Below are 15,658 nucleotides of genomic sequence, written 5' to 3'. Positions count from 1 at the left end.
CGCGCCGATGGTAGTGTGGGGTCTCCCCATGTGAGAGTAGGTCATCGTCAGGCACCCCTTCCGAACCCCGGTCCAGAGATGGACCGGGGTTCCCTTATATGCGCCATACGGCCGTCACGGCCTGCGGCGCCGGCCCCGCCCGCGGTCACGACCGTGACCGCGGGCGAGGGCGAGGGCGTCTCGCCTCAGGGCGTCCCAACCAGCATCGATCGTGTACAATAATTGCTTTCATGCACCGCCTTCCCGGAACAGCCTCCTTTATGTCTGCAAATGCCGATCGTGTTGCCAGCGAAATACTGCTTTATTGCCGTGCCGGCTTCGAGGCGGACCTTGCGGCGGAAATTTCCAGGAAGGCCGCCGTGCTCGGTGCCAATGGCTACCCGATTGCCGCGACCAATACGGGATTCGTACGCTATGTGCTGGCTGATCATCAGCCGGCCCATACGCTTCAAAAGCAGCTTTCCTTCGAGACGCTGGTGTTTGCGCGACAGGCGTTGGTCGCTTTTCCGCCCCTTGCCAATCTGGACCGTGAAGATCGTATATCACCGGTCATGGCATTGATTCGCGAAAGCGGCTGGAGCTTTGAGCACATTTGTCAGGATCTGCCGGATACCAACGATGGCAAGGCGCTGACAGGGCTTGGCAAGTCAATTCAAAAGGCGCTGGAAAGTGCCAGTCGTAAATGCGGTGCGCTACGCCGCAAGGCCGGCAAGCGCTGGTTGCATCTTTTCTGGACAGCCGGTGATCAGGTGCAGGTGGCCATCAGCTTTCCGGGCAACCGCAGTGAGTACCCTAACGGTATTCGCCATCTTCGCTTTCCGCATGACGCACCCAGTCGCTCGACGCTCAAGCTTGAAGAGGCCTGGCATACCTTTATTGCACCAGGTCAATGGGACGAGCTGCTGGGAGAAAACATGTGGGCTGCCGATCTTGGCGCTGCACCCGGTGGCTGGACATGGCAGTTAGTCAAGCGCGGCATGAGCGTTTACGCTATCGACAATGGCCCCATGCAGGCGTCACTGATAAATACCGGACAGGTCGAACATCTGCGTGAAGATGCCTATAGCTGGAAGCCTCCGCATCCGCTGGACTGGCTGGTATGCGATATGGTGGATCAGCCGGTCAGGGTCGCCAGGCTCATGGGTAAATGGCTTGAAAACGGCTGGACACGGCGTGCCATCTTCAATCTCAAGTTACCGATGAAACAGCGCTGGCAAGAGGTCGAGCACTGCCTTGAGCTTTTACACCAATGTGTCGAAAAGGCCGGATTCAAGGCGCATATCAGATGCCGTCACCTCTATCATGATCGGGAAGAAGTGACGGTCTATGTAGCGATCGTTTAATGACGTGCAAACAACCCGCAGGAGAGGGCAATGACACCACCACCTGAAAGCAACGACACGCTGGATACTTCCGGGCTTTACTGTCCCGAACCCATCATGATGATGCACAACCGGGTCAGGGAAATGGCGCCGGGGCAGGTGCTTGAAATCATTGCCACTGACCCGGCTACCACGCGGGATGTACCCAAATTCTGTACCTTTCTGGGGCATGAACTGGTTGATCAGCGCGAAGAAGAGGGCACGTGGCGTTACTATATTCGCCTTGCCTCTTCCGATCAGTGACCTTATTCCTGCGTCACCATCATGACCGATAGCGCCTCCAGCGTGGCAGGGTCCTGACTACGGATACGGTTGGCGATCTGGCGCTGAAACAGATAGAGCGATTCGTGACGGGAATGCCCCGCATAAAGACAGTCATCACCGGGCAGGATCGGCTCTTCGCAGACCTGGTCTTCATCATGCAAGAGCGCTTCTATGGTGCCGTCGCTATAGAGATGCCAGCCGTGAACCTGCTTTAATTGCCAGCTGTCATCGTGAGCATGACACAGGGCGTGGGTCCCTTGCGTATCGGGCAAATGCTGAAGGATGCAGGGCTCATCTTCATGCTCATACTCGAAATAGGCGGCGGCATGCTCGAGTTCGACCACCTTGTGAAGCGGTGGTGACTCCATGACATGCTCGGATTCAGGGTCGTGATAGCCCACAAAACGACCCTGTTCCGGATCCTCCAGCGTATCACAGCGGGTCAGGCAATCCAGCCAGGGGACCAATCCCACAACGTGCCCGTCTTCCTGTAATCCCCATGCCAGCACCGGCATGCCATAAAGGGACTGAGGATCGCTGGCAAGCTGATAGAGCATTTCAAGCCCGTCAAGCTCCGGGGCCAGACGCACGATGCGGTGCCTTTTACGCCGCTGCTGACGAACGGTGTCCAGGTCGATAACCTGCATACGATGATGAGTCGACATCGTGTTCATTGCTTGCCCCTCCGGTTATCTGTCCGGTATGTCCCTGTCCTCGATCCAGCTGACGTCCGGTCATTGAGACGCTTTTTTAACTATTAGCACATCTGCAGCAATGAATGTCATACCATACCATAAGGGATACTTTCACGACCCGTGACTGGAAACAACCGTGACCAGCCCGCAAAGCCTTATGCTTTAGCAGGTGCCGGTCGGCAGTGTCTGTTGGAGGTGCGGTACAGGCGAAGCCCCAGCAGTACGGAGGCCACGCTGAGCCCTGCAATCAGCCCCAGCCAGTAGCCATATACTCCCCAGCCGGAGAAGATCTCCGGTACGCCGCCCCCCAGCAGGTGGCCACCGCCCATCCCAACGATCCAGTAGGACGCCAGGGTAATGAGCATGATGATGCGTGTATCCTTGTAGCCTCGCAGCGCCCCCGCCATGCTCACCTGAAGCGCATCTGAAATCTGATAGATGGCTGCCAGCAGTATCAGATTTGCCGCAAGAGAGCGTACCGCCATGTTGCTCGAGTAGAGAGCGACGATGGGATGTGCGGCGACAATCAAAACGACATCGATCAGTAGGGCTGCCACCAGCGCCATGCCCACGCCGTTCCAGGCGATAAAGCGGGCACGCCTGCTGTCCCCCTGACCCAGGGTGTTGCCCACTCGAACCGTCAATGCCATGCCCAAAGACAGCGGCAGCATGAACAGCAGTGACGTGAAGTTGAGCGCGACCTGATGCGCGGCGACCACGATCTCTCCAAGGCTTGCGACAAACAGCGCAATCAGGGCAAAAAGCGTGACCTCCGTGAAGATGGCCACACCGATCGGCAGGCCCACGCGCAGCAGTTCGACGGTCAGCTTCAAATCGGGGCGGCTGAACCCCTGCCAGATATGGATGGGCGCATAGACCCGGGCACGGTGGGTATACAGGGCCATGCAGCCGCACATGACCCACATGGCGATCGCCGTGGCAATGCCGCAGCCGGTAGCGCCCAGCGCCGGCACGGCATCCAGTAGCGGGAAGGAGATGCCCGTCAGGGACACGATGCCCTCACCACCAAAGATCAGCAGATAGTTGTAGGGAATATTGACGGCCAGGCCGATCAGACTGATCCAGAGGGCCGGGCGGGTGTGATTGACGCCGTCGGAAAACGCGCGCAGCGCCTGATAGAGCGCAACGGCCGGCATGCCAAAGGCAACGGCATGCAGATACCGTGTTGATGACGTAGCAACTGCCTCAGGGACCGACATATAGGTAAAGATCGGCTCGGCCGTCAGCCAGATCAGGGCGCAGGCTGCCACGCCCAGCAGCAGCGCCACCCAGAGCGCCTGGTGTACCGAAGGCCGAATGGCGCCTTGCTGTTGTGCCCCCATATGTTGCGCAACGATGGGGGTCAGGCCCATCAGCGTGCCCGTCATGAACAGCATCAGGGGCACCCAGAGACTGGCACCGACTGATACGGCCGCCAGATCCGTGGCGCTGGAATGACCGGACATCATGACATCAACGGTACTCATGGCCGCCTGTGCCAGCTGGGCGCCCAGAATGGGCAGCGCCAGACGCATCAATGCAGAGGTTTCAAGGCGACAGGCAGTGGGATCGATGCGTAACAAGGCCGGCTCCAGCCAGAAGAAAGCGCCATTGTAGCAAAGCGCGGTCCTGCCAAAACCTTCGGGATTCGAACCTCATGATAAAGTAGTGCGCCGAAAGCATTTTCCCAGGAGAAGCAGGTGACGTCCCAGCAACAGGAGCAGCGCCAGGTCGAGCAGCTGATCGCGCTTTTCAATCATGTGTTCTCGTCGCGCTATCAGACACGGCTGGTGCGCGGTGATGACGAACCCATCTATCTGCCTGCCGATGACGCGCACGCGCACCACCGTATCGTTTTCGCCCACGGTTATTTTGCCAGTGCACTGCATGAAATCAGTCACTGGTGTATTGCCGGAGCGCAAAGACGTTTATTGGAGGATTATGGCTACTGGTATATGCCGGATGGCCGCGATGACAGCGCTCAGGAAGCTTTCGAGGCTGCCGAAATTGCGCCTCAGGCGATCGAAAAAATACTGACACAGGCCTGTGGCCGACACTTTAATGTCAGCGTGGACAATCTCGAGGGCAGTGCAGAAGTGGACCGCGACGCGTTTGCTGCCAGAGTGGACGCCAGGCAACAGCGCTATCTGGTGGAAGGCCTTCCGGCACGGGCAGAAGCTTTTCGACAGGCACTGGTAGCACTTTTCAGCGAAGGGCAATCGCCCGAGCAGGCAGCTCGCTGCGCGGGCGATTGGCTCGATCAGCATAAGCGTTGAGCTGATCGGTCGTCAGGGTGGGCTCAGTCGGCGAGCATATCGTCATCCATCCAGCGAACATGCAGCTTCAGCAGAGTCTCCAGATCATGCTCTGCACGCCCCGGCTCTAGCCCCATTTCATTAAACATCTCGCTGCGCTGCTGATGCCACTCTTCGGGATCGCTATAGAGCGTACCGGCATCGACAATGGACACGAACGTCGTGCCGGCGATGACTTCAAAGATACGGGACAAAGCGGCTTCATCCTGGTCCGGATTCGCACTATAAAGCGTACTGCCGTGATAATCGGCTTCCAGCTCGCGTATGACATCGCTGACGCTGACGCCCATGGTGAGAAGCTCATCGGCGTGATAGTCCCCAAGGCTTGCCACCTCGTCTTCGAGCCACGTCTCATCGGGCTGGATCAGGGTATGTTTGACCCCGCCATCCGGCAGCGTCCAGGCAATGGCGACCGGTACATCGCCTTCACCGCTTTCCAGTGCGATGAAACCGGGAAGACTCAGACCTTCGGTATTGGAAAACTCGTAATCGTCCTGCATGTCCATGGTGTCCTGAAGTAAATATGTCCTGAAGTGGGTTTGTCATGAAGCAGCGGGTCTGAAACGGTTATGCCGGGTCGGGGATGTTAAAGAAACGATGCGCGTTGGCGGTGGTGTCACGCGCAATGACAGCCTCGCTGACACCCCGGAAAAGCGCAATTTCCCGGGCAATCCAGGGCAGCAGCGCCGGTTCGTGGCGTCTGCCCTTGAGTTTGGCGGGCAGGTTGCGTGGCAGCAGATAGGGACAGTCGGTCTCGATCATCAAGCGATTGTCGGGAATATCGGCCACCAGCTCGCGCAGATGATGACCGCGGCGTTCGTCGCACAGCCAGCCGGTCTGGCCGATATACAGGTCCAGGTCCAGATAGCCATACAGGGTGTCCCTGTCCCCCGTAAAGCAATGAACCACCGCCGGGCCGATATCATCGCGCCACTGCCTGAGCATATCCAGCATGTCGCTACCAGCGTCACGCTCATGCAGAAACAGGGGTTTTTTCGTTCGCGCGGCCATTTCCAGATGGGCCTCGAAGGCACGCCTTTGATCGGCGGGCGTCGAAAAATCGCGATGATAATCCAGGCCACACTCTCCCACGGCCAGCACTCGGGGGTGATCGAGAAAATCCTCGATAAAGCGTTTGAGCGAGCTGTCGAGGTCGCCGGCGTGGTGAGGGTGCAACCCAGCCGTGGCGTAAAGCGCCACCGGATTTTCCCGCTGCGTCAGCTCGGCGCTGGCTTCAATACTGGCGCGGTCCGTGCCGGTCAGCACCATCGCAGTGAGGTTGGCCCGGGCGGCGCGTTCGAGTACGGCGTCCAGATCCTTTTGAAAGCTTTCATGTGCCAGGTTGGCACCGATATCAATCAGGGGTTCCGGGGATTGAAAGCACAGGGCGTCAGGCAGCATGCCGTCTCCGTGGGTCATGAGGGTTCCGGTCGATATTGTAGGACAGGCACTTCATTGATGTACCATCGCCCGGCAGCCATGACCCGGATGCATGAGGTACAATAAGGCCTTCGCATACGCCTTCACTAATTTGCAGAGCTCCATGACGCTTTTACGACTGGAACAGCTTCAACTGGCCTATGGCACCCATGTGCTGCTTGATGGCGCCGACCTCGTGCTGGAGAAGGGCGAGCGTCTGGCGCTGGTGGGCCGCAACGGTACCGGCAAGTCCACTTTGATGTCTCTGATCGAGGGACGTGCCCTGCCGGATGGCGGCAATATCTGGCGGATGCCGGGGCTTCGGGTCGGCACGCTGCTGCAGCATCTTCCGCCGGCAGAGGGGCGCACCATTTTTGATGTGGTCGCCGAAGGGCTGCCCGAAACCGGTGAGCTGCTGAGCCAGTATCAGCATCTGATCGAGTCTGACGATCCCGACATGGATCGCATGGCCACGCTGCAGACCGCCATCGAAGCAAGGGATGGCTGGTCCTATCATCAGCGTATTGACACTGTGCTGACCCGTCTGGGACTGCCGGCCACGGCCATGATGGAAGGCCTGTCGGGCGGCTGGCGGCGACGCGTGGCACTGGCGCGTGCCCTGGTGGTGGATCCGGATGTTCTGCTGCTCGATGAGCCGACCAACCATCTGGATCTGGATACCATCCAGTGGCTGGAAGAGCAGCTTTTACAGTTCAACGGTTCAGTACTGTTCATCACCCACGACCGCGCCTTTCTCAAGCGGCTGGCAACCGGCATTCTGGAGCTTGATCGTGGCCGTCTCGGACGCTATTCGGGTGATTATGAAACGTATCAGGCCCAGAAGCAGCATGAGCTTGAGATCGAATCACGCGAACGCGACGAGTTTGACAAGAAACTGGCTGCTGAAGAGCGCTGGATTCGTCAGGGCGTCAAGGCCCGTCGAACCCGTAACGAAGGTCGGGTACGTGCGCTCGAGAAGCTTCGCAGTGAACGGGCCGAGCGTCGTGAGCGCCAGGGCAATGCCAATATCAACGTCGATAGCGGCGAGCGCAGTGGCAAGCGCGTGGTGGAGCTTGAAAACGTCAGCCACCGGTTCGGTCAGGACTGGGTCGTACGCAACCTGTCCATCGAAATCCAGCGCGGTGACCGAATAGGTTTTATCGGCCGTAACGGGGCCGGCAAGACAACACTTTTGAAGATTCTGCTGGGACAGCTCGAGCCTCAGGAAGGCCGTGTTCGGGAAGGCACCAATCTCAAGGTGGCCTATTTTGACCAGCTGCGGGCGGGGCTGGATATGGAGGCTACCGTGCTGGACAACGTGGCCGGCGGGCGCGATCAGGTCACCATCAACGGTCGTGATCGTCACGTCATGAGCTATCTGCAGGATTTCCTGTTCTCACCCGATCGGGCGCGTCAGCCGGTTCGTGCCCTGTCAGGTGGGGAGTCCAATCGCCTGCTGCTGGCCAAGCTGTTTACCCAGCCGGCCAATGTTCTGGTTCTTGATGAGCCGACCAATGATCTGGACGTGGAAACGCTGGAGCTGCTTGAAGAGCTGTTGATCAACTTCGACGGCACGCTGCTTCTGGTTAGTCACGATCGCGCCTTCATGGATAACGTCGTGACCAGTGTTCTGGCCTTTGAAGGCGACGGCGTCATCCGGGACTATGTCGGGGGCTATACCGACTGGATACGACAGGGGGGCAAGCTGCCACCGGCGCCCGGAGAGAGGCGCGAGCGGACCTCCAACACCGGTGAAGGGGCCACGGCCGCAAGGACCCCGGCCCCGGAAAAGGTCAGCGTCGCTGCACCTGCCAAAAGAAAACTCAGCTATAAGCTGCAGCGCGAGCTTGAGCAGCTTCCGGGCCAGATCGAGGCACTTGAAGCCCGTATTGCCGAGCTGGAAACCACCATTGGATCGGCCGATTTCTATCAGCAGGACAGTGACACCATCAACGCCACGCTTGCCGATCACGGCAATGCTCAGCAGGCGCTGGAGCAGGCGATGGAGCGCTGGCTGGAGCTTGAAAGCGACAATGACTGAGCAACCGGCATGAGAAGCCATCCCTTGTGAGCGATGCGCCTTGAGCCACAGGATGGTCGGCCAGAATAAAAAGGGGCACCGTCATGAACGGTGCCCCTTTTTTGCTCAGCGGATGACGTTGGCATTATTCGGTGGCTTCACCGTCTGCGCCAACGCGCACGGCCAGAACATCACACCTGGCGCCATGCAGTACTCCGGTAGACGTTGAGCCCAAAAGCAGCGCAAACCCGGTTCTGCCGTGGGAGCCCACCACGATCAGATCGACATCGCGCTCGCCGGCAAAGCGGTGGATCTCGGCGTCCGGCATGCCCACGACCACATGCTGATCTTCACGCGGAATGCCATGAGCGTCGGCAATTTCGGCCAGCCGATCACGGGCATGACCATCCAGCTGATCCTGAATGCTGGTAAGATCCATGGGGATATCGCCGCCGTAGGCAAATCCCAGCGGTTCGAGCGTGTGAATGATGGAGACCCTGGCATTCTGGTTTCGTCGTGCAATACGTATGGCTCGCGCCAGAACCAGCCCGGAATCGCGTGTCAGGTCAACGGCGACCAGTACGTGCTGATAAAATTCGCTCATGTTCCTGTTCTCCCATCATTTCCCGAAGCGAAGGGCTTCATGGCTTGATCCGTTGACAATGCCTCGTCAGCGTCGTGATCATAATTTAGCCGCTGGCGAAGAGGGAGGGAAGAGGTCGGAAGTTCCAGCGGAAAAATCGACTCAGTTCGATGGTTCGCTGTCCTGCAGCGCCAGTTCGTGGCTGCCGTTGCTTTCGATCAGGGTCAGGACACGCTCAAACTGTTCAAGGTCCTCTTCGCTGATGTCCTTGAGCATATCGCTGCGGGCATCGTTGACCGCCTTTTCGATCTCTTCAAGCAGCGGCGTGGCGCGCGTCGTGAGATACACCAGCTTGGTACGACGATCTTCCTCGCTGGGCCGACGCTCGATCAGCCCCTGCTGACTCAATTGATCCAGCGTGCGCACCAGTGACGGTGCTTCAACACCAATCGTGCGCGCCAGATCACACTGTGCCTGACCATCTCCGTAGCGCCATAAATGATAAAGCGTGACCCAGCGTGTATGCGTCATGCCAAGAGGGGCAAGCCGCTTGTCGATCACGGCACGCCACAGCCGCGGTACACGCGAAACCTTGAGGCAGAGAGATTCGTGCATGTTGTCCGTTGGTCATGATGGATCGGGCGCCGATGTTCGAATGACGGCGCCTCGATACAGGTTAACTTTTGTCCGGGACGGCAGGGATCAATCCTTTTGATGCCTGCGCAGCCAGCCGATGCCAGGCGTTCTTTCGAGACGACCATCGACCTTGCGGGCCTGATCGACATCGTCGATCACCTCAAAGCGTATCACGCCCAGCCGCTGTCCGGCATCCGTTACGACATCCACCTGCCAGTTTCCTGCAATATCGGTTCCAAAATGCTGCTTGCGTGACCAGGCACGATAGCCCTGATCCCGACCGCCCTGGATGGTCAGATCAATCTCGTCCACCACCTTGCCTTCGTGGCGCCAGACATGACGGATGTGTTCGTTGAGTCCCAGCGGGGCATGAACGGCCGTAAAGGCATAAAGTCCCCTGGCGCGAAGGTTATCGGGTGTCAGCACCATGCTGCCCCGCGGTTCGCGCTCGGCGGTATCAAAGGAAGGCGACAGGGCGCTGGCATCGATCCAGAGCGTGGCCGGCGGAATGAAGGTCCGCAGCGCCCAGGCCCCCCCACTGATACTGATGGCCAGAACCACCAGCGCCAGCCACCGCCAGGCTCTGTCCGGGCGCAGGATGCTGATCAGACTGGGCAGCGCCACCAGCGGAAAAACGATGGCGGCCAGCAACAGGCTGGTCCCGGTGGACAGTCGCAGCAGCAGGGGGCCGACCACCAGCAGTACGGCAAACACGCACAGGGCGTGATAGCTGAAATAGAGCCATCGGCGTTTTTCGGCAATGCTGAAATAGAGCGGATCAACGATGGAGACAATGGCGCAGACGACCAGCAGTCCGGTAAAGATGGCCTGACCGCTGTCCCAGACGGTAGTGATCAGGAAAAAGGGCAGGCAGAAGAACAGGGTTTCCTGGTGGGTCAGCTGGGCACAAAAGGTCGCCAGAAGCCGTGGTAACGAGGAGTGTTCACGGTGGCGATGCCACCAGCTCCAGAGGCTTTCAAGCGACAGCAGAAGCCAGGTCAACATCAGCGCCAGCGCCAGCCATGCGCCCAGGCTCTGTTGGCGACTGATCAAAAAAAAGCTGAAGATGCCGCTGCCAAAACTGATTAGCGGCCATAGCCAGTAATAGCGGCGCAGCCAGTGATAGAGTCGCTCCAGCCGTGCGGGCACAAGATTGGACACATTGGTCATGGGGCTTATCCGCGTCCGGGCAGGGTAGTGCGATAGCTGTCTGCCATTTCGGCCAGCATGCCACGGCCGCCGGCCAGCGTCAGGGCCAGATCGGCGAGGCTTGCCCAGGTCGGCAGGGGAGCCGCACCCTTGATGGCCTGATCGATGCGCTGTGACAGCAGCAATAGCTTGTGGAGTCGCTTCAGGGGCAGCCGCTTCAGGGCCTGCTGATACTGGGGACGTCGCTTTTCCGGAATCATGGGTCGTTGCGCCTTGCAGGCATGTTCAAGGCTCTGGCCCTGATCCATGTGTTGCCGAACGGAGAGCAGCGTACGCAGCTCACGAGTCAGTGCCCACAACACCACGGGCGCCTCGATACCTTCTTCTCTCAATCCCGACACGATCCGGACCGCGCGGTCACGTTCACCGCGCAGGCAGGCATCCGTCAGATTGAAGACATCGAAGCGGGCACTGTCTTCGGTATCGGCAGCAACGGCCTGCGCATTCAGTCGCGCACCGGCCGGATGGACCAGCGCCAGACGAATCAGTGCCTGATCGGCGGCCAGCAGATTCCCTTCGGTGCGCTCGGCCAGCAGACGCGCGGCCTCCTGGTCCAGCTCCAGCCCGTGGCGACCGGCGCGGTCTCGCACCCAGAAGTGCAGCCGCTGATGATCAATGGGCCACACCGGAACATGAACGCCCTTGCTTTCAAGCGTTTTGAACCATTTGCTCTGCAAAAGGCGCCGTTCCATGCGTCCGGCGCTGATCAGCAGAATATCGCTGCTACTGTCAGCCTGCTGCGCATAGGCTTCCAGCGCGCGCGCGCCCTCCTGCCCGGGGGACTGCGATCCCAGTCGCAGCTCGATCAGCCGGGAGGTGGCAAACAGCGACAGGCTGTTGGCACTTTCCATCAGCTGATGCCATCCGAACCCCTGTTCCACCTGCAGGATTTCACGCTCCTCGACGCCCGCTTCGCGTGCGCGGTGACGGATGGCATCACAGGCTTCCATATGCAGCAGCGGCTCTTCACCAGCCACGATATAGATGGGCGAAAGCTTGCGTGCAAGCTGCTCGGACAGCTTGTCGGGGTAGACCCTCATTCAATCCGGTCCTTCAGGAGGATGATGCCGTCGAAGGTTGAACCGTGCCGGTGCTGTCAGGCTGAAAGGTCTGCAGCCGGTCAATCAGACGGCGAGCTGCCTCCTGGTGGAGTTCATCCTTTAGAGACTGACGGGCGTCGTCGCGGGTCAGCAGCTGATCACTGCTGGTATAGAAGGTCCCCGACACGACCACACTTTCCTGACTGGCCAGATAGGCGCCATCGGCGACCCGCTGCAGTGACCACGGCACGGTCAGCGTCAGCTGACGTTCCTGCGTGCCGGCCTCACCAAACGTCAGCTCGCGTTCCTGAAACTCTTCCGAGCTCAGGTTGAGACGCAGGGGTGCCTGGTCGTTAAGAGTGACACCGGCGCTGTTAAGCTCCTGGGTGACCTGGCGGGTCAGTGCACTGGTCGGGCCGCCGGCACTTTCCAGTGCCAGCTCACCGAGGTTAAGCGTACTGCCGGGGCCCGTGCCGCGAAGCTGAAAGCCACAGCCTGCCAGAGCCAGTACAAGGCCTGCACCTGCCAGGCCTGAAAGAAACGAGCGTCTTTTCACCTTGAACTCCTTGTACGCCATGACGACAGCGCAGAGGGTATTGTCCTGTTTTCCGCCGGGTGACGACGGGAAACGTTCTGGAAGCGTCGGTTCAGCCGACCACGATGTTGATCAGCTTGCCGGGCACCACGATCACCTTGCGCACTGTCTTGCCCTCGATGTGACGGCCAACGTTGGCATCCTGCATGGCGGCCTGCTCGATATCATCACGTTCGGCGCTGGCCGGCATGCTGATGCGACCCCGCAGCTTGCCATTGACCTGAACGGCCAGCTCGACGCTGTCACGCGTCAGCGCCTGCTCGTCTGCCTGCGGCCAGTCGGCATCAATGACAGGCGTGTCATGACCCAGACGCTGCCAGAGCGCATGCATGGCGTGCGGTGTAATGGGCGCGAGCAGCAGTACGCAGGCTTCCAGCGCTTCGCGAACGACGGCCAGTCCCTGCGGGCTGGTATCTTCAAAGCGCGAGATCGAGTTGGAAAGCTCCATGACGGCGGCAATGGCGGTGTTGAACGTGATACGTCGCCCGATGTCGTCGCTGGCCTTGGCGATGGTTTCATGCGTTTTGCGCCGCAGGGTGCGCTGATCATCATCAAGGCTTTCAGTCTCCAGGGTGGCCGGCGTGCCGGTCTCGACATGGTCGATGACCTGGCGCCAGAGACGCTTGAGAAAGCGATGGGCGCCTTCAACCCCGGAATCGGACCACTCGAGCGACTGCTCGGGTGGGGCGGCAAACATCATGAAAAGACGTACAGTGTCAGCACCGAAGCGATCAATCATGGACTGTGGATCGACGCCGTTGTTTTTTGACTTCGACATCTTCTCGATGCCGCCGGGCGTCACCGGCGCGCCATCGCTGATCAGGCGTGCGGTCAGTGGCCGTCCGCGCTCGTCGCGCTCCACCGTGACTTCGAGCGGATTGAACCAGTCACGGCCGCCATTGGGCAGGTCGCGGTAGTAGGTTTCAGCGACCACCATGCCCTGGGTGAGCAGGCGCTTGAAGGGTTCGTCGCTTTCGACCAGACCGAAATCGCGCATCAGCTTGTGGAAGAAGCGCGCATAAAGCAGGTGGAGGATGGCGTGTTCAATCCCACCAATGTAGATGTCCACCGGCAACCAGTAGTTGGCGCGCTCATCCAGCATGGCCTGATCGTTGTCGGCACAGCAGAAGCGAGCGTAATACCACGATGACTCCATGAAGGTGTCAAAGGTATCGGTTTCGCGAACCCAGCCATCGCCCAGATCATAAAAGGACGGCATCTTCTTCAGCGGCGAGCCGGTGGCGTCAAACTCGACTTCGCGGGGCAGTTCGACCGGCAGCTCATCATCGGTCAGCGGGACAGTCTGGCCCTCGGGGCCATACTTGACCGGGATCGGTGCTCCCCAGTAGCGCTGGCGGGCCACGCCCCAGTCACGCAAGCGGAAATTGGTTTTGACAACGCCGCGGCCTTCCTGCTCGAGGCGAGCAGAGATGCTCGAGAAGGCAGCGTCAAAATCAAGGCCGTCATACTCGCCGGAGTTGATCAGCGTGCCGTGTTCGGTAAAGGCGCCTTCGGTGAGATCGGGGGCTTCGCCTTCGCCATTGGCAATGACCGGTACAATCGGCAGGTCGTATCTGGTGGCAAACTCCCAGTCACGCTGGTCATGGCCGGGGACAGCCATGACCGCGCCGGTACCGTACTCCATGAGAACGAAGTTGGCCACGAACACCGGCAGTCGATCGCCACTGATGGGGTGAATGGCTTCAAAGCCGGTGGCCAACCCCTTTTTCTCCATGGTGGCCATGTCGGCTTCCGAGGTGCCGCCCTGGCGACACGCCTGACGAAAGGCCGTCATGCCCTCGACGTGAGCGCTGGCGGCTTCCGCCAGCGGATGATCGGCGGCCACGGCCAGATAGGTCACGCCCATCAGGGTATCCGGGCGGGTCGTAAACACCGTCAGCGCCTCGCTGCCTTCCGGCAGGGCGAGACCGTCGCTGGCCACATCAAAGCTCAGCTCCAGGCCGCGTGACTTGCCGATCCAGTTGCGCTGCATGGTCTTGACCTGCTCGGGCCAGTCGACATGCTCGAGATCGGCCAGCAGCTCTTCAGCGTAATCGGTAATCTTCAAGAACCACAGCGGGATGTCACGGCGTTCGACCAGCGCGCCCGAGCGCCAGCCACGACCGTCGATCACCTGCTCGTTGGCCAGCACCGTCTGATCGACCGGGTCCCAGTTGACCGTGGAGTTCTTCTTGTAGACCAGACCCTTTTCGACCAGACGTGCGAAAAACCACTGTTCCCAGCGGTAGTAGTCGCTGTCGCAGGTCGCGAATTCGCGGTCCCAGTCATAGGCAAAGCCGAGCGCCTTGAGCTGGTCGCGCATGTAATCGATGTTTTGATGGGTCCAGTCACCGGGCGCGACGCGATTTTTGATCGCGGCGTTTTCGGCCGGCATGCCAAAGGCGTCCCAGCCCATCGGTTGCAGGACATTTTTGCCCTGCATGCGCTGAAAACGGGAGACGACATCGCCGATGGTGTAATTGCGCACATGCCCCATGTGCAGTTTGCCGCTGGGGTAGGGAAACATGCACAGGCTGTAATACTTTTCGCGATTGGCATCTTCAACCGCCTTGAAACAGCGGTTTTTTTCCCAGAATTGCTGGGCGGTGCGTTCGATTTCGAAGGGGTTGTATTGTGCGTCCATCGTGTTCGTCTTGAAGCCTTAGGCGTTGGGCAGCGACGCCCTGAAAATGTATGCGGGCCGAATGACCGATAGTCGAGGCAGCGAAACGACGTCATGATGTGATCAACATCGTTCTGGACAGCGCGCCCTGAGCCGTCAATGCTTGAAACGACGACATCGATTCGGCCGCTGGTGGTGATCAAGGATACCCGACTCGGCCAGTGACAGGTAGGCCCGAACCGCGACGTTTCCATCATCAAACACACATGCAAGGAGCTGGGCCATGGCTGAGCATGACAAACCCGCAAGAGACAACGATATCGCACCTGCGACCCCGCAGGACAATGCCTCGGGCGCTGGCCCCGAGCCCTCTGCCGATCACGGCTCCGGCCGCCTCTCCGAGGCCTATGAACGTATCGTGGCGCGCTTCAATAACCGCAGCGATTCACTGTCCCGGGAAGGGATGCAGGAGGAGCTTGACGAAGCGTTGAGCTTTGAGGCGGAAGTCGAGGAGTTTACCCGCGATGAGCTGGCCATTCTGCGGGCCTGGGTGGAACGTGACATCAGCGAGTTTCGACGCTATCTGGTCAATGGCGGGGAGAGCCTGGCAGGCTTTCTGGGTATCGACCTGAGCATGCTGTCCGATCGTTTGCGCCAGGGGCTTTTGTCGGTGGCCGATCGCACTGCGCTGGATCAACGGCGTTTTGAAGAGGAGCTTGAGGTAGCGCGCGCTGATTATACCGAAGGTGAAGTGGTGGCACCGGGCCGCATGTCCTGCGTTCACTGCGAGCATCCTGTCATCCTGCACTATCGACAGCTGCTTGAGCCCTGCCACCAGTGTGGCCATCGCTATTTTCAGCGCGCGGGGTCCTGATCG

15 protein-coding genes are annotated in these 15,658 nt (G+C 59.6%); 5 read left to right on the top strand and 10 right to left on the bottom strand.

The window, feature by feature from the left end; all coding sequences use genetic code 11:
* Nucleotides 1-260: 260 nt before the first annotated feature.
* Nucleotides 261-1,343, top strand: coding sequence for a 23S rRNA (cytidine(2498)-2'-O)-methyltransferase RlmM (gene rlmM / locus Q0931_RS10320; RefSeq protein WP_299259906.1), 1,083 nt, complete (start codon nucleotides 261-263; stop codon nucleotides 1,341-1,343).
* Between the two features lie 30 nt (nucleotides 1,344-1,373).
* The gene (gene tusA / locus Q0931_RS10315) at nucleotides 1,374-1,625 is read left to right on the top strand and encodes a sulfurtransferase TusA (protein ID WP_299259904.1); all 252 of its coding nucleotides are present in this window, start codon (nucleotides 1,374-1,376) and stop codon (nucleotides 1,623-1,625) included.
* Nucleotides 1,626-1,627: 2 nt separating this feature from the next.
* Here tusA and Q0931_RS10310 read toward each other — a convergent pair whose 3' ends face one another.
* Complete coding sequence (locus Q0931_RS10310) at nucleotides 1,628-2,320, bottom strand: hypothetical protein (RefSeq protein WP_299259902.1); 693 nt, start codon at nucleotides 2,318-2,320, stop codon at nucleotides 1,628-1,630.
* A gap of 176 nt (nucleotides 2,321-2,496) precedes the next feature.
* On the bottom strand, nucleotides 2,497-3,876 hold the full coding sequence (locus Q0931_RS10305) for an MATE family efflux transporter (RefSeq protein ID WP_299259941.1): 1,380 nt from the start codon (nucleotides 3,874-3,876) through the stop codon (nucleotides 2,497-2,499).
* A gap of 165 nt (nucleotides 3,877-4,041) precedes the next feature.
* Here Q0931_RS10305 and Q0931_RS10300 point away from each other — a divergent pair, with 165 nt between their 5' ends.
* Nucleotides 4,042-4,617 (top strand): elongation factor P hydroxylase, encoded by a 576-nt coding sequence (locus Q0931_RS10300; RefSeq protein ID WP_299259900.1) that lies wholly within the window; start codon nucleotides 4,042-4,044, stop codon nucleotides 4,615-4,617.
* A gap of 23 nt (nucleotides 4,618-4,640) precedes the next feature.
* Here the strand turns inward: Q0931_RS10300 and Q0931_RS10295 are convergent, their stop codons facing one another.
* Entirely contained in the window at nucleotides 4,641-5,156 is a 516-nt protein-coding gene (locus tag Q0931_RS10295) for a hypothetical protein (RefSeq protein WP_299259898.1), read from the bottom strand.
* A 67-nt stretch (nucleotides 5,157-5,223) separates the two neighbouring features.
* Nucleotides 5,224-6,075, bottom strand: a complete 852-nt coding sequence (locus Q0931_RS10290) for a TatD family hydrolase (RefSeq protein WP_299259896.1) — start codon at nucleotides 6,073-6,075, stop codon at nucleotides 5,224-5,226.
* A gap of 124 nt (nucleotides 6,076-6,199) precedes the next feature.
* Here Q0931_RS10290 and Q0931_RS10285 point away from each other — a divergent pair, with 124 nt between their 5' ends.
* Nucleotides 6,200-8,116, top strand: a complete 1,917-nt coding sequence (locus Q0931_RS10285) for an ATP-binding cassette domain-containing protein (RefSeq protein ID WP_299259894.1) — start codon at nucleotides 6,200-6,202, stop codon at nucleotides 8,114-8,116.
* Between the two features lie 124 nt (nucleotides 8,117-8,240).
* Here the strand turns inward: Q0931_RS10285 and Q0931_RS10280 are convergent, their stop codons facing one another.
* From Q0931_RS10280 to leuS, 6 genes are all read right to left on the bottom strand, one after another.
* Nucleotides 8,241-8,699: a universal stress protein gene (locus Q0931_RS10280; RefSeq protein ID WP_299259892.1), complete on the bottom strand. Its 459-nt coding sequence runs from the start codon at nucleotides 8,697-8,699 to the stop codon at nucleotides 8,241-8,243.
* Between the two features lie 141 nt (nucleotides 8,700-8,840).
* On the bottom strand, nucleotides 8,841-9,293 hold the full coding sequence (slyA, locus tag Q0931_RS10275) for a transcriptional regulator SlyA (RefSeq protein WP_299259891.1): 453 nt from the start codon (nucleotides 9,291-9,293) through the stop codon (nucleotides 8,841-8,843).
* A gap of 87 nt (nucleotides 9,294-9,380) precedes the next feature.
* Nucleotides 9,381-10,484: a DUF5924 family protein gene (locus Q0931_RS10270; RefSeq protein ID WP_299259890.1), complete on the bottom strand. Its 1,104-nt coding sequence runs from the start codon at nucleotides 10,482-10,484 to the stop codon at nucleotides 9,381-9,383.
* Between the two features lie 5 nt (nucleotides 10,485-10,489).
* Nucleotides 10,490-11,563: a DNA polymerase III subunit delta gene (gene holA / locus Q0931_RS10265; RefSeq protein ID WP_299259889.1), complete on the bottom strand. Its 1,074-nt coding sequence runs from the start codon at nucleotides 11,561-11,563 to the stop codon at nucleotides 10,490-10,492.
* Nucleotides 11,564-11,576: 13 nt separating this feature from the next.
* Nucleotides 11,577-12,119: an LPS assembly lipoprotein LptE gene (gene lptE, locus Q0931_RS10260; RefSeq protein ID WP_299259888.1), complete on the bottom strand. Its 543-nt coding sequence runs from the start codon at nucleotides 12,117-12,119 to the stop codon at nucleotides 11,577-11,579.
* A gap of 91 nt (nucleotides 12,120-12,210) precedes the next feature.
* The gene (gene leuS / locus Q0931_RS10255) at nucleotides 12,211-14,802 is read right to left on the bottom strand and encodes a leucine--tRNA ligase (RefSeq protein ID WP_299259887.1); all 2,592 of its coding nucleotides are present in this window, start codon (nucleotides 14,800-14,802) and stop codon (nucleotides 12,211-12,213) included.
* A 262-nt stretch (nucleotides 14,803-15,064) separates the two neighbouring features.
* Between leuS and Q0931_RS10250 the strand changes: the two genes are divergently transcribed.
* Nucleotides 15,065-15,655 (top strand): hypothetical protein, encoded by a 591-nt coding sequence (locus tag Q0931_RS10250; protein WP_299259885.1) that lies wholly within the window; start codon nucleotides 15,065-15,067, stop codon nucleotides 15,653-15,655.
* The last annotated feature ends 3 nt before the right edge of the window (nucleotides 15,656-15,658 follow it).

Source organism: uncultured Kushneria sp. (assembly GCF_947497025.1).
Classification (GTDB): Bacteria; Pseudomonadota; Gammaproteobacteria; order Pseudomonadales; family Halomonadaceae; genus Kushneria.
The sequence above is the reverse complement of the archived record's forward strand: the minus strand, read 5'-3'. Positions and strand labels throughout refer to the sequence as shown.